General features: G+C 66.0%; 21 protein-coding genes. 11 read left to right on the top strand and 10 right to left on the bottom strand.

Annotation, left to right across the window (positions count from 1 at the left end; genetic code table 11):
• Positions 1-160: 160 nt before the first annotated feature.
• Positions 161-694, bottom strand: a complete 534-nt coding sequence (locus BLV97_RS00700; protein ID WP_035846700.1) for a DUF3576 domain-containing protein — start codon at positions 692-694, stop codon at positions 161-163.
• Between the two features lie 296 nt (positions 695-990).
• Here BLV97_RS00700 and BLV97_RS00695 point away from each other — a divergent pair, with 296 nt between their 5' ends.
• A complete protein-coding gene (locus tag BLV97_RS00695; protein WP_035846703.1) occupies positions 991-1,971 on the top strand; it encodes a porin in 981 nt (326 codons plus the stop codon).
• A gap of 96 nt (positions 1,972-2,067) precedes the next feature.
• Positions 2,068-2,727 (top strand): YggS family pyridoxal phosphate-dependent enzyme, encoded by a 660-nt coding sequence (locus BLV97_RS00690; RefSeq protein ID WP_035846705.1) that lies wholly within the window; start codon positions 2,068-2,070, stop codon positions 2,725-2,727.
• Positions 2,728-2,832: 105 nt separating this feature from the next.
• Here the strand turns inward: BLV97_RS00690 and BLV97_RS00685 are convergent, their stop codons facing one another.
• Positions 2,833-3,834 carry a polyprenyl synthetase family protein gene (locus tag BLV97_RS00685; RefSeq protein ID WP_035846707.1) on the bottom strand — a complete coding sequence of 334 codons (1,002 nt, stop codon included), beginning with the start codon at positions 3,832-3,834 and terminating at the stop codon, positions 2,833-2,835.
• A gap of 53 nt (positions 3,835-3,887) precedes the next feature.
• Between BLV97_RS00685 and BLV97_RS00680 the strand changes: the two genes are divergently transcribed.
• From BLV97_RS00680 to BLV97_RS00670, 3 genes are all read left to right on the top strand, one after another.
• A complete protein-coding gene (locus BLV97_RS00680) occupies positions 3,888-4,103 on the top strand; it encodes a putative signal transducing protein (protein WP_035846711.1) in 216 nt (71 codons plus the stop codon).
• Positions 4,084-4,872 (top strand): tRNA1(Val) (adenine(37)-N6)-methyltransferase, encoded by a 789-nt coding sequence (locus tag BLV97_RS00675; protein ID WP_035846713.1) that lies wholly within the window; start codon positions 4,084-4,086, stop codon positions 4,870-4,872. The genes BLV97_RS00680 and BLV97_RS00675 overlap by 20 nt, the downstream gene beginning before the upstream one ends.
• A gap of 132 nt (positions 4,873-5,004) precedes the next feature.
• On the top strand, positions 5,005-5,172 hold the full coding sequence (locus BLV97_RS00670; protein ID WP_081825210.1) for a YdcH family protein: 168 nt from the start codon (positions 5,005-5,007) through the stop codon (positions 5,170-5,172).
• A gap of 260 nt (positions 5,173-5,432) precedes the next feature.
• On the opposite strand, the gene phbB is transcribed toward BLV97_RS00670, so the two are convergent.
• From phbB to BLV97_RS00655, 3 genes are all read right to left on the bottom strand, one after another.
• Complete coding sequence (gene phbB / locus BLV97_RS00665; RefSeq protein ID WP_035846715.1) at positions 5,433-6,155, bottom strand: acetoacetyl-CoA reductase; 723 nt, start codon at positions 6,153-6,155, stop codon at positions 5,433-5,435.
• A 105-nt stretch (positions 6,156-6,260) separates the two neighbouring features.
• Entirely contained in the window at positions 6,261-7,436 is a 1,176-nt protein-coding gene (locus tag BLV97_RS00660) for an acetyl-CoA C-acetyltransferase (protein ID WP_035846718.1), read from the bottom strand.
• 183 nt (positions 7,437-7,619) lie between these two features.
• The gene (locus BLV97_RS00655) at positions 7,620-8,447 is read right to left on the bottom strand and encodes an EAL domain-containing protein (RefSeq protein WP_035846720.1); all 828 of its coding nucleotides are present in this window, start codon (positions 8,445-8,447) and stop codon (positions 7,620-7,622) included.
• Positions 8,448-8,638: 191 nt separating this feature from the next.
• Here BLV97_RS00655 and BLV97_RS00650 point away from each other — a divergent pair, with 191 nt between their 5' ends.
• Positions 8,639-9,208, top strand: a complete 570-nt coding sequence (locus BLV97_RS00650; RefSeq protein ID WP_035846722.1) for a DNA-3-methyladenine glycosylase I — start codon at positions 8,639-8,641, stop codon at positions 9,206-9,208.
• 71 nt (positions 9,209-9,279) lie between these two features.
• Here the strand turns inward: BLV97_RS00650 and lpxK are convergent, their stop codons facing one another.
• The 3 genes from lpxK to BLV97_RS00635 are packed head-to-tail and all read right to left on the bottom strand — an operon-like array spanning position 9,280 to position 11,833.
• Positions 9,280-10,278 carry a tetraacyldisaccharide 4'-kinase gene (gene lpxK, locus BLV97_RS00645; protein WP_092163921.1) on the bottom strand — a complete coding sequence of 333 codons (999 nt, stop codon included), beginning with the start codon at positions 10,276-10,278 and terminating at the stop codon, positions 9,280-9,282.
• Complete coding sequence (locus BLV97_RS00640; RefSeq protein ID WP_051646325.1) at positions 10,278-11,579, bottom strand: 3-deoxy-D-manno-octulosonic acid transferase; 1,302 nt, start codon at positions 11,577-11,579, stop codon at positions 10,278-10,280. Before BLV97_RS00640 ends, lpxK begins: the two co-directional genes overlap by 1 nt.
• 8 nt (positions 11,580-11,587) lie before the next feature.
• On the bottom strand, positions 11,588-11,833 hold the full coding sequence (locus BLV97_RS00635; RefSeq protein WP_035846727.1) for a DUF4170 domain-containing protein: 246 nt from the start codon (positions 11,831-11,833) through the stop codon (positions 11,588-11,590).
• A 221-nt stretch (positions 11,834-12,054) separates the two neighbouring features.
• On the opposite strand from BLV97_RS00635, the gene BLV97_RS00630 reads away from it, so the two are divergent.
• From BLV97_RS00630 to BLV97_RS00620, 3 genes are read left to right on the top strand one after another with little or no spacing between them, the layout of a single operon-like run.
• Positions 12,055-14,856 carry a molybdopterin oxidoreductase family protein gene (locus BLV97_RS00630; protein WP_035846729.1) on the top strand — a complete coding sequence of 934 codons (2,802 nt, stop codon included), beginning with the start codon at positions 12,055-12,057 and terminating at the stop codon, positions 14,854-14,856.
• Complete coding sequence (locus BLV97_RS00625) at positions 14,853-15,590, top strand: 4Fe-4S dicluster domain-containing protein (RefSeq protein ID WP_035846731.1); 738 nt, start codon at positions 14,853-14,855, stop codon at positions 15,588-15,590. The genes BLV97_RS00630 and BLV97_RS00625 overlap by 4 nt, the downstream gene beginning before the upstream one ends.
• Positions 15,590-16,471: a dimethyl sulfoxide reductase anchor subunit family protein gene (locus BLV97_RS00620; protein WP_035846732.1), complete on the top strand. Its 882-nt coding sequence runs from the start codon at positions 15,590-15,592 to the stop codon at positions 16,469-16,471. Before BLV97_RS00625 ends, BLV97_RS00620 begins: the two co-directional genes overlap by 1 nt.
• A gap of 150 nt (positions 16,472-16,621) precedes the next feature.
• On the opposite strand, the gene BLV97_RS00615 is transcribed toward BLV97_RS00620, so the two are convergent.
• Positions 16,622-17,275, bottom strand: a complete 654-nt coding sequence (locus tag BLV97_RS00615) for a peroxiredoxin (RefSeq protein ID WP_035846733.1) — start codon at positions 17,273-17,275, stop codon at positions 16,622-16,624.
• Between the two features lie 220 nt (positions 17,276-17,495).
• Between BLV97_RS00615 and BLV97_RS00610 the strand changes: the two genes are divergently transcribed.
• Positions 17,496-18,944: an aldehyde dehydrogenase family protein gene (locus tag BLV97_RS00610; RefSeq protein WP_035846735.1), complete on the top strand. Its 1,449-nt coding sequence runs from the start codon at positions 17,496-17,498 to the stop codon at positions 18,942-18,944.
• Between the two features lie 285 nt (positions 18,945-19,229).
• Here the strand turns inward: BLV97_RS00610 and BLV97_RS00605 are convergent, their stop codons facing one another.
• On the bottom strand, positions 19,230-20,069 hold the full coding sequence (locus BLV97_RS00605) for a universal stress protein (RefSeq protein WP_035846737.1): 840 nt from the start codon (positions 20,067-20,069) through the stop codon (positions 19,230-19,232).
• A gap of 255 nt (positions 20,070-20,324) precedes the next feature.
• Here BLV97_RS00605 and ccoN point away from each other — a divergent pair, with 255 nt between their 5' ends.
• Entirely contained in the window at positions 20,325-21,926 is a 1,602-nt protein-coding gene (gene ccoN, locus BLV97_RS00600; protein WP_035846740.1) for a cytochrome-c oxidase, cbb3-type subunit I, read from the top strand.
• Positions 21,927-21,933 lie beyond the last annotated feature (7 nt).

The raw sequence follows: 21,933 nt of genomic DNA, 5'->3' as shown, positions 1-21,933 counted from the left end.
ACGCCCCCGTGGCGTGCTTTCCCCACGCACAGGCACGATTGGTCCTGTGGTGTTCGCTTTGGCAGAGGTAGCCTGGGGCGTGCAGCGGGCACAGCCCCCACCGCCGAGGCGTCAATGCCGACGCCAAGGACCGATCGTGAATGTCTGAGCGGCCGGGCGCCTACAGCTTGCCGTCGGCGACGCGCAACTGGCGCGCCCGCGTCAGGATCGCATCGACCACGGCGCGCTGGGTCGCGGCGCTGACCGGACCTGATCGCGTTGCCAGCGCCACATGCAGCGCGCGCGCGTCAAGCGCGGGGTCTTGCACATAGACAGTCGCGCGGTAGGCGCGGCCACCGCCCGGCGGGCGCCCATAGCCCGTCACGATCACGCCGCTGAACGGATCAACCGATTCGATCGGCAGGAAATCCAGCACCTGCAGTGCGGCGTTCCAGATATACTTGTTCACCTCGATGGTGACGTTCGGGTTCTTGCCCGGCGCGAACAGCGCCTTGATCGAGGGCGTACGGCCCAGCCCCGTCGGGTTTTCTTCGCGGCTTGCCTCAGGCGTGGCCGCAGTGCCCTGCGCCGAGGTCTTGGGGGCCGCCTTGCCGCGCCCGAACAGATTACCGCTGAAACCGCTGGTGCCGCATGCGGCCAGCGCGGCAAGGGCGCCGCTCATCAGACCCGCGCGGAGAATGCGTTTCAAGCTCATACTGCCTGCCCTCTTCCGTTTCGGTCTGTCTAGCCGAGCAACCCCGCGCGAACAAGGCTTTTGCGTGCGTGCCCCCGGGGGCGTGTCCGGGGCCAGGGAAAGAAGCCGCTCCGGGGCGCAGCCGGCTGCCCGGCGGGGCCCCGGCGGGACTGTGGCAAAGCTGCACCAATTTTTGGACCTTCGCGGCACGGGTCTCGGGTTCACCTTGCATTGAAAGGGTGGAACCGGGAAATAGAGCCATACCCAATTTGGACTGTCCCGAGTTGGGCCGACCTTTTGAGACAACGAGGGAAACCATGAAAAAGATCCTCCTTGCGACCGCTGCAGTGGCTCTGACCGCTGGCGCCGCTTCGGCCGACGTGACCTTCAGCGGCTATGCCCGCGCTGGTATCAGCTACTCGAAGCCGAAGAACGGCACCGCGACCACCGCGCTGACCGACCGCTTCCGCCTCTACCTGAAAGTCGACAAGAAAACCGACTCGGGCCTGGAGTTGGGCGTCAAGACCCGCTTCCAGAGCGATTCTAACAGAGCCAACATCAGCGGCACCGGCACCGGCGTCCTGCAGAACGGCGCTAGCCAGATCTGGATTCAGCAGAACGGCGTGAAGGTTGAGTTCGACAACGTCGATGGCCCGATCGAAGATATGCCTGGTGTTTACGCTCCGACGACCGGTCTGACCGGCCTGAGCTACGGCGGCATGGTGACCAACTACTATGACGCTGGCGGCACCTACCACTCGTTCGACTGGATGGGTAATTATCAAGGCTACGGCGCTAATGGTACCTATGGCAACGCCTCGGGTGTTCAGGTCAACTACACCATGGGCGCTCTGCACGCCGAGCTTGCCCGCGGTGGCCTTGCGACCGGCGCCGGCAACACCAGCACTCAGGCGATGATCTCGTACAACTTCGGTCAGTTCACCGGTGCTCTCGGCTATTCGACCGGCAGCTACAACGGTTCGCAGAGCCGTCGCGTTGTAGGCACCGTTTCCGGTAAGATCGGCCCGGTCAATCTGACCTTGGGTGCTGCGAGCAACGCTCCGGTCACTAACGGTACCAAGGGTACCAACGTGACCAAGTACGCGCTGAACGCGGCCTACACTATGGGTGCGGTCACGATGAACGCCTACTACGCGCATCAGGACAAGAACGCTCCGTCGAACGCCTACGGCGTCGGCGCGAAGTACGACCTGGGCGGCGCTGCGCTGCAGGGCGGCGTCGCGAAAGATCCGTCGGGCGCGACCAAAGCCGACTTCGGTGTGATCTTCACGTTCTAATTCGGAACGGGACAGTGACTTGGGAAGAGCGGGCCTTGGCCCGCTCTTTTCTTTTGCGCCGGTCTGTGTCCATTTGGCGCCGGAAACGGAGGCGAGATGGGACTGAGTGAGATCACCGCGCGGGTGCGCGCGGCCGAGGCGGCGGCGGGCCGGGCAGAAGGCTCGGTGCGGCTGATCGCGGTGTCGAAGGTGCAGCCGCTGGAGCGGGTCGAGGCCGTGCTGGAGGCGGGCCATCGCCTGTTTGGCGAGAATTATGTACAGGAAGCGGCATCGAAATGGCCCGATTTCCGGGCGCGGTTTCCCGGGCTCGAGGTGCATATGATCGGCCCCCTGCAATCGAACAAGGCCAAGCAGGCGTTGGAGCTGTTCGAGGCGATCCATACGCTCGACCGGCCGTCGCTGGCGAAGAAGCTGGCCACGCAGGTCCAGGCGCGCGGCGCGGCGCCCGAACTGTTCGTGCAGGTCAACACGGGCCGCGAGCCGCAGAAGGCGGGCGTCCTGCCCGAAGCGGCCGAGACCTTCATTGCGGATTGCCGGCGGATGGACCTGCCTTTGGCCGGGCTGATGTGCATCCCGCCCGAGGGGGCCGATCCGGTGCCGCATTTCACGGCATTGGCGCGGCTTGCGGCGGAGAGCGGCTTGCACGGACTGTCGATGGGCATGAGCGCGGATTTTGAGGCCGCGATCGCCGCCGGGGCTACGCACGTGCGCGTGGGCAGCGCGATCTTCGGCGCCCGGGATTACGCCAAGGCGTGAGCGCCGATTGTTGGCTGGGTGGCGAGGGGCTGTCTGCCCCTCGCGCTCCCCGAGAGTATTTGCGCCAAGATGAAGGGGGTGGTTTCCGAGGCGTGGACTTGCGCCCTAGGCGACCCGCTCGACGACGTAATCGGCCAGATCGCGCAGCATGTCGCGCAATTCGTGCGCTGGCAGCGGGGCAAGCGCGGCCTTGGCCTTGGCGGCCCAGTCCATGGCCTCGGCGCGGGCCGCGTCGAGTGCGCCATGGGCGCGGAGCAGTTTAAGAGCCTGTTCCAGGTCGCCTTCGCGCTGATCGCCCTTCTCGATCACCCTGGTCCAGAACGTGCGTTCGTCCGCATCGGCGGTGGCGATGGCCTTGATCACCGGCAGGGTGAGCTTGCGTTCGCGGAAATCGTCGCCAACGTTCTTGCCGATCACGGCGCTGGTGCCACCGTAATCGAGCAGGTCGTCAACGATCTGGAAGGCGATCCCCAGCGCATCGCCATAGGCGAAGAGGGCGTCGACCTGATCCTCGGGCGCACCGGCGATGACGCCGCCGACCTGGGTTGCCGCCGAGAACAGCGCCGCCGTCTTGCCGCGCACGACCTTGAGGTAGATATCCTCATCTGTGCCCAGGTCCTGCGCCGCGGTCAGTTGCAATACCTCGCCCTCGGCGATTACCGCCGACGCGTTCGACAGGATCGACAGTACGCGCAGGTTGCCGCATTCGGTCATCAGCTGAAAGGCGCGGGCAAACAGATAGTCGCCGACCAGCACGCTTGACTTGTTGTCCCAAAGCAGGTTCGCGGTCGGTCGGCCACGACGCTGCCGGCTTTCGTCCACGACATCGTCATGCAGCAGCGTGGCGGTGTGAATGAATTCAACCGTCGCCGCCAGATGGACGTGATAGGGCCCGCCGTAGCCGCACAGCCGCGCCGCCGCCAGCGTCATCATCGGGCGCAAGCGTTTGCCGCCGGCTTCCACCAGATGGGCGGTGACTTCCGGAATGCGCGGCGCATGTTCGCTTGCCATCCGGTCGCGGATCAGCCCGTTCACGGCGCTCATGTCCTCGGTCAGCCAGCGCGCCAGCTGGTCCTGAGGCTTGTTCGTGGTTTCCATCAACCCCATGCCGCCCTCAAGGCTTCTCGACATTCGCCCGCGATTGGCCTTAACTCGCGGGCATGAAAGAACTTCTGCGTACCACGGATCCGACGATCATCGCCTTCGCCACAGCGCTTCTGCAAGGCGAGGGTATAGACAGCTTTCCACTGGACGTAAATATGAGCGTCCTCGAAGGCTCGATCGGCATATTGCCGCGCCGCTTGATGGTGCGCGATCGGGATTTGTACCGCGCCGAACTGATCTTGCGCGACAACGATGTCGACCTCGGGCGCTGAGCGGGCCTTCGCCGCCGACGAGCTAACCGAAGACGGCTTTCTCGGCGGCAGGTTGCGGATCGCGCAGCCCCGAAACGGCTACCGCGCCGCGACCGATCCGGTGCTGATGGCCGCCGCCTGCCCCGCCCGCCCTGGCCAGGCGGTGCTGGAGCTGGGCTGTGGCGCCGGCGTTGCCTCGATCTGCCTGGGCGCGCGCGTCGCGGGGGTCGAACAGACCGGCATGGAACTGCAGCACGCCTACGCCGACCTGGCCAGGCGCAACGCGCGCGCGAACGGCATAGCGCTGCGGGTGATCGAAGGCGATGTCGCCCGGCCGCCGGCGGATTTGCGCGCGCTTGGCTTCGATCATGTGATGATCAACCCGCCGTGGTACCCAGCGGGCGGCGGGACGGAGGCGCGGGATCCGGGCCGAGAGACCGGCCTGCGCGAGGCCACGCCGCTTGCCGCCTGGATCGACCTTGCCGTTCGCAGGCTGCGGCCCGGCGGTTGGCTGACGCTGATTCACCTGGCCGCGCGCCTGCCGGATCTGCTGGCGGGCTGCGATGGGCGGCTGGGCAGCATGGATCTGCTGCCTCTGGCGCCGCGCGGCGGGCGCCCGGCAACGCGCATCTTGCTGCGGGCCCGCAAGGGCGGCCGTGGCGGCTTTCGCCTGCTTTCCCCCTTCGTTTTGCACGAGGGCGCGGCCCATCTGCGCGACGAAAACAGCCATTCCGCTGCCGCCGAAGCCATTCTACGCCACGGCGAGGCGCTGAATTGGCCGGCGCGGTAACCGGTTCTTAAGGTTTCGGCAAGTTTTGGCGGTTCCAATGTCAGTGATGGTGCGTGACTCGGCATCGGGGATGACACGACTCGGCAAACGTGCTGTCATGAAATTGTCCTATTTCAGAAGAGGAGGAAGACTATGACCATCGTGTCCCACCTGCAGGAGCTTCGGCGGAAGCATCAGACCCTCTCTGAAAAGGTGGAACAGGCGCAACGTAACCCCGCCATGGATGGGTTGCAGATCGCCGAAATGAAGAAGCAGAAACTTCGCCTGAAGGAAGAGATCCAGCGGCTCAGCCAATCCTGACGGTGGGGAGAAGCTTGGTACCCGGCCCAAGTGGCCGAAGGGGCGGGGGGAAACCCACGCCCCTTGTGTTTGGCGTCAGCACTTGGTGTCGCCCCGGTGTCGTCTGACGTGACACCGAGGCGACACTCGGGCCGTGATCTACGATTGTCGAAGCGGGCGGCCCGGCGGGCCTTGTTCGCGCCGAGGCCGGGCGGGCTGTAGGACGGCTATTCAGGCCGGAACAGGCGCAGATGGTCTCCTTCCGCCGAAACCCGCAGCGGTCAAGAGAAGAACTGCGCCCCGTTCGCCGAAATGGTTGACCCGTTGATGAATTCGGAGTCGTCCGCGGCCAGGAAGGTCACCACGCGCGCGATTTCTTCCGGCTGACCCAGACGTCCGGCGGGGATTTGTCCGATGATCGCTTCGCGCACCTTTTCGGGCACCGCCATGACCATGTCGGTCCCGATGTAGCCCGGACAGATCGCGTTCGCGGTGATGCCGAACCGCGCGCCTTCCTGCGCCAAGCTCTTGACGATTCCCAGGTCCCCGGCTTTGGTCGCGGCATAGTTGACCTGGGCGAACTGGCCTTTCTGGCCGTTGATCGACGAGATCACGATGATGCGGCCGAACTTGCGTTCGCGCATCCCGATCCAGTTCGGATGGATGGTATTGAACACACCCGTCAGGTTGGTGTCGATCACTTCGTGCCATTGCTCGGGCGTCATCTTGTGAAACGGTGCGTCGCGGGTGATGCCGGCATTTGCGACGACGATCTCGATTGGGCCCAGATCAGCCTCGATCTGCGCCATCCCGGCTTTTGAGGCCGCGTAATCGGCGACGTTCCACTTGTAGGTCTTGATCCCGGTCTGGTCCGAAAACTTGGCGGCGGCGGCGTCATTGCCGGCGTAATTCGCCGCAACCTTGTATCCTGCATCGCGCAGCGCGACCGAAATTGCGGCACCGATTCCGCGGCTTCCACCAGTCACTAAGGCTACTCTGGACATGCTTCCTCCCGGGACTCGATTGGCTTTGAAACAGTATTACCTAGAAAAAGTTCCACGCGCAATAAAGTTGCGCGCAGAATTGATGCCTATCGGTCCCGCGCGGGATCAGGGGCGCTCGAGACACATGGCGACGCCCATGCCACCACCGATGCACAGCGTGGCCAGTCCCTTTTTCGCGTCGCGGCGCTTCATTTCGAAGAGCAGCGTGTTCAGGATGCGCGCGCCCGAAGCGCCGATCGGGTGACCGACGGCAATGGCGCCGCCGTTCACGTTCACGATCGCCGGATCCCAGCCCATGTCCTTGTTCACCGCGCAGGCCTGGGCGGCGAAGGCCTCGTTGGCTTCGACCAAGTCCAGGTCGGATACCTTCCAGCCCGCTTTCTCCAGCGCCTTGCGGCTGGCGGGGATCGGGCCGGTGCCCATGATCTTGGGATCGACGCCGACGGTGGCGTAGCTGGCGATCCGGGCAAGTGGCTCCAGCCCGCGCTTTTCGGCCTCTTCGGCCGACATCAGCAGCACTGCCGCCGCACCGTCGTTGATGCCCGAGGCGTTGGCCGCGGTGACCGAGCCGTCCTTGGTGAAGGCGGGGCGCAATTTCTGCATCACCTCGATCGTGGCGCCGTGGCGGATGTATTCATCGGCATCGACCACGATGTCGCCCTTGCGGGTCTTGACGGTGAAGGGGGCGATTTCGTCGGCGAAGCGGCCCGCCTTTTGCGCCGCCTCGGCCTTGTTCTGGCTGGCGACGGCGAACTCATCCTGCGCGTCACGGCTGATCTGCCACTGGGCGGCGACATTTTCGGCGGTCTGGCCCATGTGATAGCCGTTGAAGGCATCCCACAGCCCGTCCTTGATCATCGAATCGATGAACTTCATGTCGCCCATCTTATGGCCGGAGCGCAGATGCGCGACATGGGGCGAAAGGCTCATGTTCTCCTGCCCGCCGGCGGCGACGATCCGGGCGTCGCCCAGCAAGATGTGCTGCGCCCCAAGCGCTACGGCGCGCAGCCCCGATCCGCAGACCTGGTTGATGCCCCAGGCGGCGCTTTCGATCGGCAAGCCGGCATTGATATGGGCCTGGCGCGCTGGGTTCTGGCCCTGGCCGCCCGTCAGCACCTGGCCGAGGATGGTTTCGGACACATCCGCCTTGTCGATTCCGGCGCGGGCGACGATGGCTTCGAGCACCGTGGCGCCAAGATCATGCGCGGGGGTGTTCGCAAAGGCTCCATTGAACGAACCCACGGCCGTTCGGGCGGCCGAGACGATAACGACATTGGTCATGCTGCATCCTTTCCATTGCCGATTCCGGCGCCCGCAGGCTGGCGGATGCGCCGCTTTGCAGCATGACTAGGCTTTTGCGGGATGAAGCGCAACGAAAAGGGGGACGTCGGCGGGGCGCGGTGGCGGTGGGCCCGCGCCCGGGAAGGCCCCCGTCCACGTACGGGCGGGCCGGCGGCACGGTGATCAGGCGCGCAACTGGCGGCGGTCCATCCGGGCGACGAAGGGCGGCTTGGTCGTGGGCGCGCCGAAGAGGTAGCCTTGCAGGCAATCCACCCCGACCCGCGCCAGGAAGTCCGCGTCGCGTTGATCCTCGACGAATTCGGCGACGCTGAACATGTCGAAATGCCGCGCGATCGAAACCATTGCCTGCACCAGCACCTGATTGTCGGGATCGGCATGGACCCCGCGAATGAACTGCCCGTCGATCTTGAGGATATCGAAGTAGAAATCCTTGAAGTGCCGGATCGCGGTGTAGCCCGCCCCGAAATCGTCCAGCGCGAAGGACACCCCGACGCGCTGCAGATCGCGCATGAAGACCGAGACGAGATCCGGCATCAGCATGGCCGAGCTTTCGGTGATCTCCAGGATCAGCCGCTCGGCCAAAGTCGGATCGGTCTTGATCGCACGCGTCAGCGCCGCCTTCCATTCGGGATAGCCGATCGACCGTGCCGACATGTTGATCGACAGGCGCAGCGCAGGAAACCGCTGTAGAGCCGCCAGCCCCAGTTCCAGCGCGCGGGTGTCGATAAGACGGCCGAGTTCGCTGGTTTCGGTCACCGTGATGAATTCTCTGGCAGGGATGACGCGGCCGGTGTGGTCCATCAGCCGAATCAATCCTTCCTGGAAGGCCACCCGCGCTGTATCGCGCGCATGCACCACCGGTTGGAACGCCAGGCAGGCATGGCCCGATTTCAGGGCGCGGCGCACCATTTGCATCACGTCGCGGTCGCGCTCCGTCACCGCGCAGGAAAGCGGGCTGTCAGCGCCATGGATGATCGTTTCCGCGATCATCGCGTCCGAGTCCGCAATCGTCGCGTCCCGGGACGCTGGGTCCGACCCAGGTTTTCCAGCCTCTGCCATCGCGCGCTCCTTCCCCTGCCCGGCGATCTTGCAGCGTGGGGCGTAAAGAACTGGTGAATCCGCGCCATCCCCACTAGTTTTTCCACGGGCATTTTGCACAAGCGCGGTGGAAAGGAAGGCAGATGGGCGAGCGTTGTGGCTGGTGTGGCAGCGATCCTGTGTACATGGCCTACCATGACACCGAATGGGGTGTGCCCGAGCGCGACAGCCGCGCGCTGTGGGAAAAGCTGGTTCTCGACGGTTTTCAGGCGGGTCTGTCCTGGATCACCATCCTGCGCAAGAGAGAAGCCTTTCGTGCCGCGTTCGAGGGCTTCGATCCGAACGTGATCGCGACCTGGGGTGAGGCCGAGGTGCAGCGCCTGCTGGGTGATGCGGGGATTGTCCGGTCGCGCGCCAAGATCGAGGCGACGATCGGCAATGCCCGAGCCTGGCTGGATATCGAGGCCGACGAAGGTTTCGAGAATTTCCTGTGGTCGCGGGTGGGTGGTGCGCCGATCCGCAACCGCTGGCAAAGCCAGGCCGAGGTGCCGGCTGAAACCGAGCTGTCGCGCCGGATCTCGAAGGATCTGAAGGCACGGGGGTTTCGCTTTTGCGGCCCGGTGATCACCTATGCCTTCATGCAGGCGGTGGGCATGGTGAACGACCATCTGATGACCTGCCCGGCGCATGAACGTATCGCCGCGCTGGGGTGAGACGCCGCGGGCGGGGGCGCCGCCCCCTGCGCCCCCGGAGTATTCCCGCCAAGATGAAGAAGGGTGCAGGCTCAGGCGCCGAAGAGCCGGTCGAGGGGCGCGTCCAGCGCCTCTGGCGCGTCCAGTTGCAGCCGCACCGGCAGCGTCAGCACCTTCGGGCGGAAGTGCGCGGGCAGGCGCACGGCGTCCTTTTCCGTCGTCACCAGTTGGGCACCGGCGGCTTCGGCGTCGCGTTCCAGCCGGGTCATCAGCGCCTCGGTCAGCGGCTGGTGGTCTTCCAGCGCCTCGACATGGATCATCCGGGCGCCCAGGCCGCGCAGCGTGGCGAAGAATTTCTCGGGGTGGCCGATGCCGGCGAAGGCGAGCACCGGCTGATCGTGCCAGTCCATCCCCATCTGCAACGGTGCGAGTTCGCCCGTCAGAAGGGGCAGGCCCGGGGGCAGGGAGGAACCCCAGCGGTCGCGAAACGACCTCTGCGCCGGATCCGGGCCGATCGACAGCAGCAGCCCCGCGCGAGACAGGCCGGTGGCGACGGGTTCGCGCAGCGGGCCGGCGGGCAGGCACAGCCCGTTGCCGAAGCCGCGCGCGGCATCGACCACGACGATCGCCAGATCCTGAACCACGGCGGGGCTTTGAAAGCCGTCGTCCAGCACGATCGCCCGCGCCCCCGCCGCTTGCGCCGCGCGCACCCCGGCGGCGCGGTCGCGGGCGATCCAGGCGGGGGTGAAGGCGGCCAGCAGCAAGGGCTCGTCCCCGACATCGGCGGCGGTATGGCGCGCGGGGTCGACGCGCAGCGGCCCCGCAAGCCGCCCGCCATAGCCGCGCGAAACCGTATGGGCGGTGATGCCGCGTTCGGCCAGGCGCTGAACCAGGGCGATGACGGTGGGTGTCTTGCCGGTGCCGCCGGCGCTGAGATTGCCGACGCAGATCACCGGGACCTGGGCGCGCATGCCCGGCCCGCCGCGCGCCAGCCGCCGTGCCGTGCCCATGGCGTAAAGCGCGCCGAGTGGCTGCAGCAGCCGCGCGGCCAGCGTGGCGCGGGGCAGGTCCCAGAAGGCGGGCGCGCGCATCATGGTGCTTCCCTTTCGGTCGGAGCGCCGCGACCGGGCCCCGCCGCGGCGGTGTCCGCGTCAGCCTCGTCGCCCGCGTTGTCGGCCGCTGGCTGTGGCAGGGCGGCGGCGATCATCGCGGCCAGCCGGTCGGTGGCCTCGGCGCCGGCGGTGCTGGCCTCCCATGCGTTGTGCGACAATGCGGCGGCGCGGTCGGGGGCGATCAGTTCGGCCACCGCGCGGCCCAGCTCTGGCGAGGACAGGATCGGCCGGGTGGCGCGGGCCTCGGCCAGGCGTACGAAGGTGGCGCCGTGGGGGCCGTGCTCGGGCCCGTGGACGATGGCGGAACCCAGCGCGGCGGCCTCCAGCGGAGAGCGCCGCGCGCCGGACGTGAGGCTGCCGCCCATGTAGCTGATCGGCGCAAGGCGGTACCAAAGGCCCATCTCTCCTTCGGTGTCGGCGATATAGGCCTGGACCTCTTCGTCGGGCTCCTCGTCGGACGAACGGCAGGCGACGGACCAGCCCTGGGCGATCTCCATCTTGGCGCGCAGCGCCTCGGCGCGCGCCGGATCGTGCGGCACGGCGATAAGCAGCAATCGATGCGCCTTGCGCAGCGCCGCGCGGTGGGCTTCCAGCACCAGGTTTTCCTCGGCCTCGGGCAGGCCCGCGGCCAGCCAGATCGGGCGCGCGCGCAGCAGCGCCGCCATCGCCTCGCGCTCGGCCTCGACGTAAGGAAGGACGATGGGTTCCTCATGCGGGGCGCCGGCGATCTCGATGCGGCTGTCGGACGCGCCCAGGCGGCGCAGGGCACGGGCGGATTCGCGATCGCGGGCGACGATCAGGGAAAGGCTTTGCAAAAGCGCGCGCAGCACGCCGGGAAAGCGCTTTGGGTGCCCGGCACGCGGCGGGGCGGCGTCGATCCATTGCACGGCGATGCCGGCGCGCCTGGCCTCGTGGATCAGGGCCGCGGGCAGGCAGTCACCCGTCAGCACCACCAGATCGGGGCGCCAGCGATCCAGAAAGCGGCGGATATCGGGCAGGGACTGGGGCGGGGCCGAGGCCACCAGCACATCGGGCGGCAGGGAAGGGGACGCGTCGCCGGGCAGGGTCACCAGCACCTCGGGGGTGCTCCGGGTCGCGCCGGGTGCCTCCTGCAAGTGGCCGATCAGCTGGGGCAGGCTTGGGGGAATGCCGCCCGCAAGCGGCATCCAGATCAGCGGCCCCGAAGGGCGATCCGCTCGGCCGGCCGGCTCCTGTCCGCCAGGGCGCGCGCGCCGTGCCGTGGCGAAAAGGTAGAGTCTCAGCCCAAGCGGGAAGGCCATCGGCGGCCCTAGTCGCCCAACTCTTCCGTCGCGCTGGCGGGGGTTTCCTCGTCACGCAGGCGGTGCAGGTGGGCGATGAAATAGCGCGTATGCGCGTCGTCCACCGTGCGCTGGGCTTCGGCTTTCCAGGCGGCATGGGCGGATTTGTAATCGGGGTACATGCCGACGATGTGGATCTTCGAGACATCCTTAAAGACCGACTGGGCGGGGTTTATCAACTCCCCGCCGAAGACGAGATGAAGGCGCTGGGTCATGCGAGGCTCCTGTTAGGCGGAAGTTGCGCGCAACCTAGACATTGCGCGCCGAGGGTCAAGCGGCACGGAGGCCCGATTCAACCCGTCCGTCCGATAATTAACCGGTCCGGACGGAAAGCGAAAAATGCCGACACAGCGTCGTGAGGAAACTTGGAGTTGGAACAAATTGCTGATTAGTATATTCGGACGCCTGCATATGTGGCTGGAGGAGCGCGACAGGGATGACATATCGGCAGCCGATACTGGACACCTCTCCGAAGGTATCCGACGAGATCCGCAAGACCACCTGTTATATGTGCGCCTGCCGTTGCGGTATCAACGTGCACATGAAGAACGGCCGTGTCGCCTATATCGAGGGCAATCGCGACCATCCGATCAACAAGGGGGTGCTCTGCGCCAAGGGTTCCTCGGGGATCATGCAGGTCACCGCGCCCTCGCGCCTGCGCCACCCGATGAAGCGGGTCGGGCCGCGCGGCTCGGGCGAGTTCCAGGAGATCAGCTGGGACGAGGCGCTTGAACTGGCCGTCAGCTGGCTTAAACCGCTGCGCGAGACCAACCCCGAAAAGATGGCCTTCTTCACCGGGCGCGACCAGTCGCAATCGCTGACCGGTTTCTGGGCCCAGGCCTATGGCACGCAGAACTACGCCGCGCATGGCGGCTTCTGCTCGGTCAACATGGCGGCGGGCGGGATCTACACGATCGGCGGCGCGTTCTGGGAATTCGGCACGCCCGACTGGGACCGCACCAAGCTGTTCGTCCTGTTCGGCGTGGCCGAGGATCACGACAGCAACCCGATCAAGATGGGCATCGGCAAGCTGAAGACCCGCGGCGGCAGGGTCATCGGCGTGAACCCGATCCGTTCGGGCTATAATGCCGTGGCCGACGATTGGTATGGCGTCACGCCAGGCGCCGACGGTCTGCTGATCCTGGCGCTGGTGCATGAGCTGTTCAAGGCCGGCAAGATCGACCTCGAATACCTGGCGCGGTTCACCAACGCGCCCTGTCTGGTCAAGGCCGACGCGGGCCCCGAGAACGGCCTGCTTCTGCGCGATGCCGACGACAAGCTTCTGGTGATCGACAAGCGCTCGGGCAAGCCGGTGCCCTTCGACACCCCCGGCGTGCGGCCCGATCTGGGGGCCACGCACCAGGGCTGCCGCACCGTCTTTCAGGTGATGGCCGAGAAATACCTCGACGAGAAATACGCCCCCGAGGCCGTGGCCGAACGCGTCGGCATCAGCGCCGAGCGCATCAAGGGTTTCGCCGCCGAGCTGGCGCACGTCGCCTTCGACGAGGCGATCGAGCTGGACCAGCCCTGGACCGATTTCCGCGGCGACAAGCATGACAAGATGATCGGCCGCCCGGTCAGCTTCCACGCGATGCGCGGCATCTCGGCCCATTCCAACGGCTTCCAGACCGCGCGTGCGCTGCACATGCTGCAGGTGCTGCTGGGGGCGGTGGAATGCCCCGGCGGCTGGCGCATGAAGCCGCCCTATCCGAAACCCGTGGAAGGCCATCCCAAGCCGCATTGCGGCGTGACGCCCGGCAAGCCGCTGAACGGCCCGCATCTGGGCTATCCTTTGGGGCCAGAACATCTGGCGCTGAAGGAAGACGGCAGCCCCGCGCGCATCGACAAGGCGTTCTCGTGGGAGAACCCGCTGTCGGCGCACGGCATGATGCACATGGTCATCTCGAACGCCCATGCCGGCGATCCCTACAAGATCGACACGCTGTTTCTATACATGGCGAACATGGCGTGGAACTCCTCGATGAACACCCGCGCGGTGATCGAGATGCTCACCGACAAGGGCGAGGACGGCGAATATGTGATTCCGCGAATCATCTATTCCGACGCCTATTCGTCCGAGATGGTCGCCTATGCCGACCTGATCCTGCCCGACACGACCTATCTGGAACGCCACGATTGCATCAGCCTGCTCGACCGTCCCATCGGCGAGGCCGACGCGGCGGCGGATGCGATCCGCTGGCCGGTGGTCGAGCCGGATCGCAATGTGCGCGGCTTCCAGTCGGTGCTGATCGACCTGGGCGCGCGGCTGGGTCTGCCGGGCTTCGTCAATGAGGACGGCGGCGCCAAGTACAAGGACTACGCCGACTACATCGTCAGCCACGAGCGCCGCCCCGGCGTGGGGCCGCTGATGGGCTTTCGTGGCAATGGCGAAGGTGTGGGCCGCGGCGCCCCGAACCCCGACCAGATCAAGCGCTACATCGAGAACGGCGCCTTCTTCCTGGCGCACATGCCCGAGGACGGCTCCTACTTCAAACCCTGGAACAAGAGCTATCAGGACTGGGCGGTGAAGATCGGGCTGTTCGACGCGCCCTCGCCCTATCTCTTCTCGCTCTATTCCGAACCGATGCGCCGCTTCCAGCTGGCCGCCGAGGGTCATGGCGACCGCCAGCCGCCGGACCATCTGCGCGACCGGCTGAAACAGGCGATGGAGCCGCTTCCCTGCTGGTACACCCCCTTCGGGGACGAGGACGCCGAGGATTATCCCATCCACGCCCTGACCCAGCGGCCGATGGCGATGTACCATTCCTGGGGCAGCCAGAACGCCTGGCTGCGCCAGATCCACGGGCAAAACCCGCTCTACCTGCCCACCGGGATCTGGGAAAAGCACGGCTTCGCCGAGGGCGACTGGGCGCGGGTAAGCTCGCCACATGGCGAGATCGTGGTGCCGGTGGCGCATATGGCGGGGCTGAACCCGAACACGGTCTGGACCTGGAACGCGATCGGCAAGCGCAAGGGCGCCTGGGCGCTGGAAGAGAACGCGCCCGAGGCGACCAAGGGCTTCCTGCTCAACCACCTGATCCACGAACTGCTGCCGGCCAAGGGCGACGGGCTGCGCTGGTCGAATTCCGATCCGGTGACGGGGCAGGCGGCCTGGTTCGACCTGCGGGTGAAGATCGAGAAGGCCCCGGCCCGGCATCACACCGAGCCGAACCTGCCGCCGATCAAGTCGCCGGTGCCCGAGGCACCCAAGCACCGTCGTCAGGGGGAAAAGGCATGACCGAGCTGCCGCAAAAGACCGATCGCAAGCTGGGCCTTGTGATCGACCTGGACATCTGTGTCGGCTGCCACGCCTGCGTGACCGCCTGCAAGGGATGGAATACCGAAAACTACGGCGCGCCTCTGGCCGACATGAATGCCTATGGGGAAGATCCCTCGGGGACGTTCCTCAACCGCATCCATTCCTACGAGGTACAGCCCTCGGGCGGGGGCTGCGCGCAGACCGTGCACTTCCCCAAGTCCTGTCTGCATTGCGAGGACGCGCCCTGCGTCACCGTCTGCCCCACCGGCGCCAGCTACAAGCGCGCCGAGGACGGCATCGTGCTGGTCAACGAAGACGCCTGCATGGGCTGCGGCCTTTGCGCCTGGGCCTGCCCCTACGGCGCGCGCGAGATGGATCGCGCCGCGGGCGTGATGAAGAAATGCACGCTTTGCGTTGACCGGATCTACAACGAGAACCTCCCCGAGGTGGACCGCGTGCCCGCCTGCGTGCGTACCTGCCCGGCCGGCGCGCGGCATTTCGGCGATTTTGCCGATCCCGACAGCAATGTCAGCCGCATGGTGGCCGAACGAGGCGGCATGGATCTGATGCCCGAACAGGGCACCAAGCCGGTGAACAAATACCTGCCGCCGCGTCCCAAGGATCGCCCGGCCGCCGCGCCGCTGACCCCCATCGCCGACGTCAAGGCCACCGGCGTGGCCGGCTTCCTTGACCGCCTGCTGGAGAAACTCTGATGCATCCTGCGCCCTCCGTCATCGTCTTTACCGTGCTCTCGGGGCTGGGTTTCGGCTTCCTCGCCTATCTCGGCGCCGGCCTCGTGGTGCCGCCCGCGGGCTGGGCGGCCTTCCTGGTCTGGGGCCTGGGCTACGGGTTTGCCGTGGTCGGCCTGCTGGCGTCGGTTTTCCACCTTGGCAACCCCAAGAACGCGATCCGCGCCTTCAGCCAGTGGCGCACCAGCTGGCTTAGCCGCGAGGGCATCTTCTCGGTCCTTACCCTGCTGATCCTGGCGCCCGTCGCCCTGTTCGAGATCTTCGGCGGCTTCCCGCTGGCCACCCTGGGCTGGCCGGGCGCGCTGCTGGCGCTGGTCACGGTGTTCTGCACCTCGATGATCTACGCGCAGCTCAAGACAGTGCCGCGCTGGAACCAGTGGCTGACCCCGGTGATGTTCATGACCTTCGCCCTGACCGGCGGGGCGATCCTGTCCGGCTTCAACGTGCTGTCGATCCTTCTTTGCGTGGTGCTGACGGCCGTGCTGGTCGCGATCTTCAACGTCGGCGACAAGCGCCTGGCCGACAGCGGTTCGACCATGGAAACCGCGACGGGCCTGGGCAAGATCGGCAAGGTGCGGCTTTACGAGGGGCCGCATACCGGCACCAACTATCTGATGGACGAGATGATCTATGTCGTCGGTCGCCGCCATGCCCAGAAGTTGCGGGTGATCGCCGTGGCCTTCGCGGCCATCCTGCCCGCGCTGGTTATGCTGATCGCCCCCGAGGGCAGCCTGTTCGGCATCGCCCTGGCGCTGATCTTTCACCTGACCGGCGCCGCCGCGGCACGATGGCTGTTCTTCGCCGAGGCCGAACATGTCGTGGGCCTTTATTACGGCGCACGCTAGGCGGGCTTTACGTGCCCCCCCCCGGGGGGTCACGGACCGGAATGCGCGGATCCGGGCGCAAACGGTCCAGGGCGACAGGGCGCCCGCGACATGAAAGAGGCCCCGGAATTCCGGGGCCTTGCGCATTTCCGGTGTCGCCATGCGTCCGGGTCAGGACGGAACCCTGATCGTGCGCAGATAGGGCAGCTTCACCTCGACTTCACCGAATTTCGCCTGGGCCTCCTCGGTCGAGACCGACATGGCCACGATCATGTCGTGACCGGGCAGCCAGTTCGCCGGGGTGGCGAAGGGCGCGCCGTCGGTCGCGCGAACCGCATCCAGGGCGCGCACGATCTCGGCGAAGTTGCGGCCCACCGACATCGGATAGGTCATCGTCAGCCTCACCTTCTTGTCGGGGCCGATGATGAACACCGTGCGCACCGTGGCACTGTCGGCCGGGGTGCGGCCATCGGGCAGGTAGGCTTCGGCGGGCAGCATGTCGTAAAGCTTCGATACCGTCAGCGAACTGTCGTCGATGATCGGGAAGTTCGCCGGCACCCCCGCCACCTTCTCGATGTCGGCTTTCCACTTCATGTGTTCGGCGACGCTGTCCACGGACACACCCATGACCTTGGTGTCGCGCTTCTCGAAGTCCTGGGCCAGTTGGGCCACGGCGCTGAATTCGGTGGTGCAGACAGGGGTGAAGTCCTTCGGATGCGAAAATAGAATCGCATAGCTGTTTCCGATCCAGTTGTGGAAGGAGATCTTGCCCTCGGTGGAGTCGGCAGTGAAATCGGGGGCGATATCGTTGATGCGCAGTCCCATGGTAGATCCTTTCGTCTGAGGCGGTCGCCGGGTCACAAATATACAATGTGCGCGCGAGATAAAGATCTTAGATCCAAATGCCGCTCTTTCCAGCGGGTCGGCGGGTTCCCCCGGTCCGGGCGCCCGGGTCCGGGCGCCCCTGGGGCAGCCGAGGTCGCACTTGCGGGTCGCGGGGCCCGGTGGCAGGGTGGCGCCAGTTTTCCAGGAGGAGGGGCTGCCAATGATCCGCAAGACCGATTTCTACATCGACGGCGCCTGGGTGGCACCCGCCGCCGCGCGCGATCACGAAGTCATCGATCCGGCGACCGAAGATCCCTGCGCGGTGATCTCGCTGGGCGACCAGGCCGATACCGACGCCGCCGTCGCCGCAGCCAAGCGCGCCTTCGAGACCTGGTCGCGGACCGATCCCTCTGCCCGGGTCGATGTGGTGAAGAAGATCCTAGAGATCTACAAGGCGCGCGGCGAGGACCTGGCCCAGGCGATCAGCCTGGAGATGGGCGCGCCGATAGACATGGCGCGTCAGCAGCAGGTACCGGCCGGGATCGGCCATATCAAGAACTTCATCCGGGCGATGGATCAGATCGAGTTCCTGCGCCCTCTGGGTCCCCACGCGCCCGACGACCGCATCGCGATGGAGCCGATCGGCGTGGTCGGCCTGATCACGCCGTGGAACTGGCCGATGAACCAGATCACCCTGAAGGTGATCCCCGCGCTACTGGCCGGCTGCACCATGGTGCTGAAACCTTCCGAGGAGGCGCCGCTGTCGGCGGTGGTTTTCGCCGAGATCCTGGATGAGGCCGGCGTGCCCGCGGGCGTCTTCAACCTGGTCAACGGCGATGGCGCGGGCGTGGGTAGCCAGCTTTCCACCCATCCCGATGTCGAGATGATCTCGTTCACCGGCTCGACCCGGGCCGGCAAGGCGATCTCGAAGGCGGCGGCCGAGACGCTGAAACGCGTGGTTCTGGAGCTGGGCGGCAAGGGCGCGAACCTGATCTTTGCCGATGCCGACGACAAGGCGGTGAAGCGCGGCGTGCTGCATTGCTTCAATAACACCGGCCAAAGCTGCAACGCGCCGACCCGGATGCTGGTCGAGCGTCCGATCTATGACCAGGCCGTCGAGATCGCGCGCGAAGTGGCCGGCAAGCTTTCGGTGGGCAGCCCGCGCGACGAGGGGCGGCACATGGGGCCGGTGGTCAACGCGGCGCAGTTTGAAAAGATCCAGGGTCTGATCCAGGCGGGTATCGACGAGGGCGCGCGGCTGGTCGGCGGCGGCACCGGCCGGCCCGAGGGCGTGAACCGAGGCTATTTCGTGCGGCCCACCGTCTTCGCGGATGTGACCCCGGGTATGACCATCGAGAAGGAAGAGATCTTCGGCCCGGTGCTGGCGATGATCCCCTTCGACACCGAGGAAGAGGCGGTGCGGATCGCCAACGACACGGTCTACGGGCTGGCGAACTACGTCCAAAGCCAAGACCCGGCAAGACGCAACCGCGTGGCGCTGCGCCTGCGGTCCGGCATGGTCGAGATGAACGGCCAGCCGCGCGGTGCCGGGGCGCCGTTCGGCGGGGTGAAATCCTCGGGCCGGGCGCGCGAGGGTGGCGTCTGGGGGATCGAGGAATTCCTTGAGGCCAAGGCGATTTCCGGCTGGGGAAGCGAAGCCGCGCAATAGGTCTTTGGCGGCAGGCGCGGTTGATCAATGATGCTCGGGCAGGCGTTTTTCCCCGTGTCGGCGGCGGGGGTGCTGCGCCTGCCAGGGCGTATTTGAGGAACGCTGAAAGGCGGAAGGTTCCGCGCGTTTTGCCGTGCGAAATGCTTCGTCGGAAGTGTCGGCAGCCGTGCTGCCGGCCCAGGCCCCCGGGGGGGCGTGGCATCTCCGGCTTTGGGAAACGCGCCACGCGGGCGCGCGGCGACCCAAGAGGGGCGCGGGCGGCGAATGCGCAGGTCGGGTGGCGGATCAATGCGCCATGAACACCGGCAATTCCGCGCCTTCGAGCATGGCGCGCGTGGCGCCGCCCAGAATCGCCTCGCGCAGGCGCGAGTGGCCGTAGGCGCCCATCACCAGCAGATCGGCGTTCTGATCGCGCAGATGCCGCTTGAGCACCTCGGACACCAGCGGCAGGGTCTTCGCCAGCACCGACACCTCGACCTTCACGCCATGGCGCGCCAGCATCTGGCTGAGCAGTCCGCCGGGATCGGACCGCTCGGGTCCGTGCTGGGGCGGGTCGACGATGGCGATGTTCACCACGTCGGCCTCGATCAGCAGCGGCAGCGCGCGGCGCACGGCGATGAGGGATTCATTGCTTTGATTCCACGCTGCGACGATGTGCCGCCCGAAGCCTTCGCGCAGCCCGGAGGCCGGCACCACGAGCACCGGCGCCTGGCCTGCGAACAGTGCCGCTTCGATCGTGGCTTCGTCTTCCGGACCCCGCCCCGGACCATAGGGCGGCGGTAGCACGACCAGATCGGCAAAGCGCGCGTGCAGCGCCACGGTGGTGCCGACTCCGCCGATCTGAGCGACCCCGGCCTCGACCGACCAGCCGATCGTCTCGCCCGATAGAATCGCGCGTGTCTTCTTTGTCAGATCCTGGGCGTCGGCCTTGGCGCGGTCGATCATTTCCTGTTGTAGCATCATGTTAACGCCGGCCTCGTAGTAGCCCGCATGGGTGCGGTCGATGCCAAGGCAAAGCACCTCCAGATGCGCGCGTTCGCGATGTGCGATCGCGGTCGCGGCGGCAAGCGTCCCCTCCGCTCCGTCGGGCGAGGTCAGTACCGTCAGCAAAGTCTTGTAGGACATCCCGCGCCTCCCGAAGCATTCGTTCCGACATCTTCACCGGGCGTTATCGCCCGCTCCGACCAATATCCAAATTGGCGCCGCCGCGCAGGCGGCGCCTTGATCGGGATCAATCTTAACATCACGCGGCCACACTTTTTGCTCACGAAATCTTGACATGGATCAAGGCGTCTTTATCCGGTGGGGGGCACAAGCGTTCGGAACGAGGACTGCCCGCCGGTTCGGCGTTGGCGGGGCACGACTGAGGAAACACGGGCAATGTGGGACTACATCAAACTGGTCGCGTTGGGGTTGATTGCGATCTTCGCCGCCATCGCCGCCAATTTCGCGCATGACGTCGCCTATCAGGTGCATGCCTTTCTTATCCTGGTGGTCGCGACGGTGATGTTCATCATCTCCTTGCGGCGGACAGGCGACATCCGGGCGCCGGCGCCCGCGGGCGAATATTTCGACAGCGTCATACGCTATGGTGTGGTCGCCACCGCCTTCTGGGGCGTGGTCGGGTTCCTGGCGGGAACCTTCATCGCCTCGCAGCTTGCCTTTCCGTCGCTGAACTTCGAATGGGCGCAGGGCTACATGAATTTTGGCCGACTGCGGCCCTTGCACACCTCGGCCGTGATCTTTGCCTTTGGCGGCAACGCCCTGATCGCGACCTCGTTCTATGTGGTGCAACGCACCTCGGCCGCGCGGCTGTGGGGCGGCAACCTCGCCTGGTTCGTGTTCTGGGGCTACAACCTGTTCATCGTGCTGGCCGCGACGGGCTATATCCTGGGCTCGACCCAATCCAAGGAATATGCCGAGCCGGAATGGTATGTCGACCTGTGGCTGACGATCGTGTGGTTGGCCTATCTGGCGGTCTTCCTGGGCACCATCCTGAACCGCAAGGAAAAGCACATCTACGTCGCGAACTGGTTCTACCTGTCGTTCATCGTGACGGTGGCGATGCTGCATGTCTTCAACAACATCTCGATTCCGGTGTCGATCTTCGGATCCAAGTCGGTGCAGGTGTTTTCGGGCGTGCAGGACGCGATGACCCAGTGGTGGTATGGCCACAACGCCGTGGGCTTCTTCCTGACCGCGGGCTTCCTGGGGATGATGTATTATTTCGTGCCCAAGCAGGCCGAACGCCCGGTCTACAGCTACAAGCTGTCGATCATCCACTTCTGGGCGCTGATCTTCCTGTATATCTGGGCCGGTCCGCACCATCTGCACTACACCGCGCTGCCCGACTGGGCCTCGACGCTTGGGATGATCTTCTCGATCATGCTGTGGATGCCGTCCTGGGGCGGCATGATCAACGGGTTGATGACGCTGTCGGGCGCCTGGGACAAGCTGCGCACTGATCCGATCATCCGGATGATGGTGATCTCGGTCGGCTTCTACGGCATGTCCACCTTCGAGGGGCCGATGATGTCGATCCGTTCGGTCAATTCGCTGTCGCACTACACCGACTGGACCATCGGCCATGTCCATTCCGGCGCGCTGGGCTGGAACGGCATGATCACCTTCGGCGCGCTCTACTTCCTGGTGCCGCGGCTGTGGCATCGCGAACGGATCTATAGCCTCAGCCTGGTCAGCTGGCACTTCTGGCTCGCCACCATCGGGATCATTCTCTACGCCGCCTCGATGTGGGTGTCGGGGATCATGGAAGGCCTGATGTGGCGCGAGGTCGATGCCAACGGCTTCCTGGTGAACTCCTTCGCTGACACCGTCGCCGCGAAATTCCCGATGAACGTGGTGCGGGCCGTGGGCGGGGCGATGTACCTGACCGGGGCGCTGATCATGTGCTTCAACCTGTGGAAGACCGTGACCTCGGTGGGGGCCAAGGCGCCCGCCGGCGCCGCGATCCCGGCCGAGTAAGCGGAGG

This window comes from Allgaiera indica (assembly GCF_900106675.1).
Lineage (GTDB): Bacteria > Pseudomonadota > Alphaproteobacteria > Rhodobacterales > Rhodobacteraceae > Acidimangrovimonas > Acidimangrovimonas indica.
Note: the sequence above shows the minus strand (reverse complement) of the source record. Positions and strands in the feature narration are given on the sequence as shown.

Excerpts from the sequence above, each read along its gene's own strand:
- BLV97_RS00620 (WP_035846732.1), top strand. The coding sequence starts at position 15,590 with ATGCATCCTGCGCCCTCCGTCATCGTCTTTACCGTGCTCTCGGGGCTG.
- BLV97_RS00655 (WP_035846720.1), bottom strand. The coding sequence starts at position 8,447 with ATGATCGCGGAAACGATCATCCATGGCGCTGACAGCCCGCTTTCCTGC.
- BLV97_RS00660 (WP_035846718.1), bottom strand. The coding sequence starts at position 7,436 with ATGACCAATGTCGTTATCGTCTCGGCCGCCCGAACGGCCGTGGGTTCG.
- BLV97_RS00610 (WP_035846735.1), top strand. The coding sequence starts at position 17,496 with ATGATCCGCAAGACCGATTTCTACATCGACGGCGCCTGGGTGGCACCC.
- BLV97_RS00690 (WP_035846705.1), top strand. The coding sequence starts at position 2,068 with ATGGGACTGAGTGAGATCACCGCGCGGGTGCGCGCGGCCGAGGCGGCG.
- BLV97_RS00635 (WP_035846727.1), bottom strand. The coding sequence starts at position 11,833 with ATGACCCAGCGCCTTCATCTCGTCTTCGGCGGGGAGTTGATAAACCCC.
- lpxK (WP_092163921.1), bottom strand. The coding sequence starts at position 10,278 with ATGCGCGCGCCCGCCTTCTGGGACCTGCCCCGCGCCACGCTGGCCGCG.
- BLV97_RS00615 (WP_035846733.1), bottom strand. The coding sequence starts at position 17,275 with ATGGGACTGCGCATCAACGATATCGCCCCCGATTTCACTGCCGACTCC.
- phbB (WP_035846715.1), bottom strand. The coding sequence starts at position 6,155 with ATGTCCAGAGTAGCCTTAGTGACTGGTGGAAGCCGCGGAATCGGTGCC.
- BLV97_RS00670 (WP_081825210.1), top strand. The coding sequence starts at position 5,005 with ATGACCATCGTGTCCCACCTGCAGGAGCTTCGGCGGAAGCATCAGACC.
- BLV97_RS00700 (WP_035846700.1), bottom strand. The coding sequence starts at position 694 with ATGAGCTTGAAACGCATTCTCCGCGCGGGTCTGATGAGCGGCGCCCTT.
- BLV97_RS00625 (WP_035846731.1), top strand. The coding sequence starts at position 14,853 with ATGACCGAGCTGCCGCAAAAGACCGATCGCAAGCTGGGCCTTGTGATC.
- BLV97_RS00650 (WP_035846722.1), top strand. The coding sequence starts at position 8,639 with ATGGGCGAGCGTTGTGGCTGGTGTGGCAGCGATCCTGTGTACATGGCC.
- BLV97_RS00680 (WP_035846711.1), top strand. The coding sequence starts at position 3,888 with ATGAAAGAACTTCTGCGTACCACGGATCCGACGATCATCGCCTTCGCC.
- BLV97_RS00630 (WP_035846729.1), top strand. The coding sequence starts at position 12,055 with ATGACATATCGGCAGCCGATACTGGACACCTCTCCGAAGGTATCCGAC.
- BLV97_RS00640 (WP_051646325.1), bottom strand. The coding sequence starts at position 11,579 with ATGGCCTTCCCGCTTGGGCTGAGACTCTACCTTTTCGCCACGGCACGG.
- BLV97_RS00605 (WP_035846737.1), bottom strand. The coding sequence starts at position 20,069 with ATGTCCTACAAGACTTTGCTGACGGTACTGACCTCGCCCGACGGAGCG.
- BLV97_RS00675 (WP_035846713.1), top strand. The coding sequence starts at position 4,084 with ATGTCGACCTCGGGCGCTGAGCGGGCCTTCGCCGCCGACGAGCTAACC.
- BLV97_RS00685 (WP_035846707.1), bottom strand. The coding sequence starts at position 3,834 with ATGGGGTTGATGGAAACCACGAACAAGCCTCAGGACCAGCTGGCGCGC.
- ccoN (WP_035846740.1), top strand. The coding sequence starts at position 20,325 with ATGTGGGACTACATCAAACTGGTCGCGTTGGGGTTGATTGCGATCTTC.
- BLV97_RS00695 (WP_035846703.1), top strand. The coding sequence starts at position 991 with ATGAAAAAGATCCTCCTTGCGACCGCTGCAGTGGCTCTGACCGCTGGC.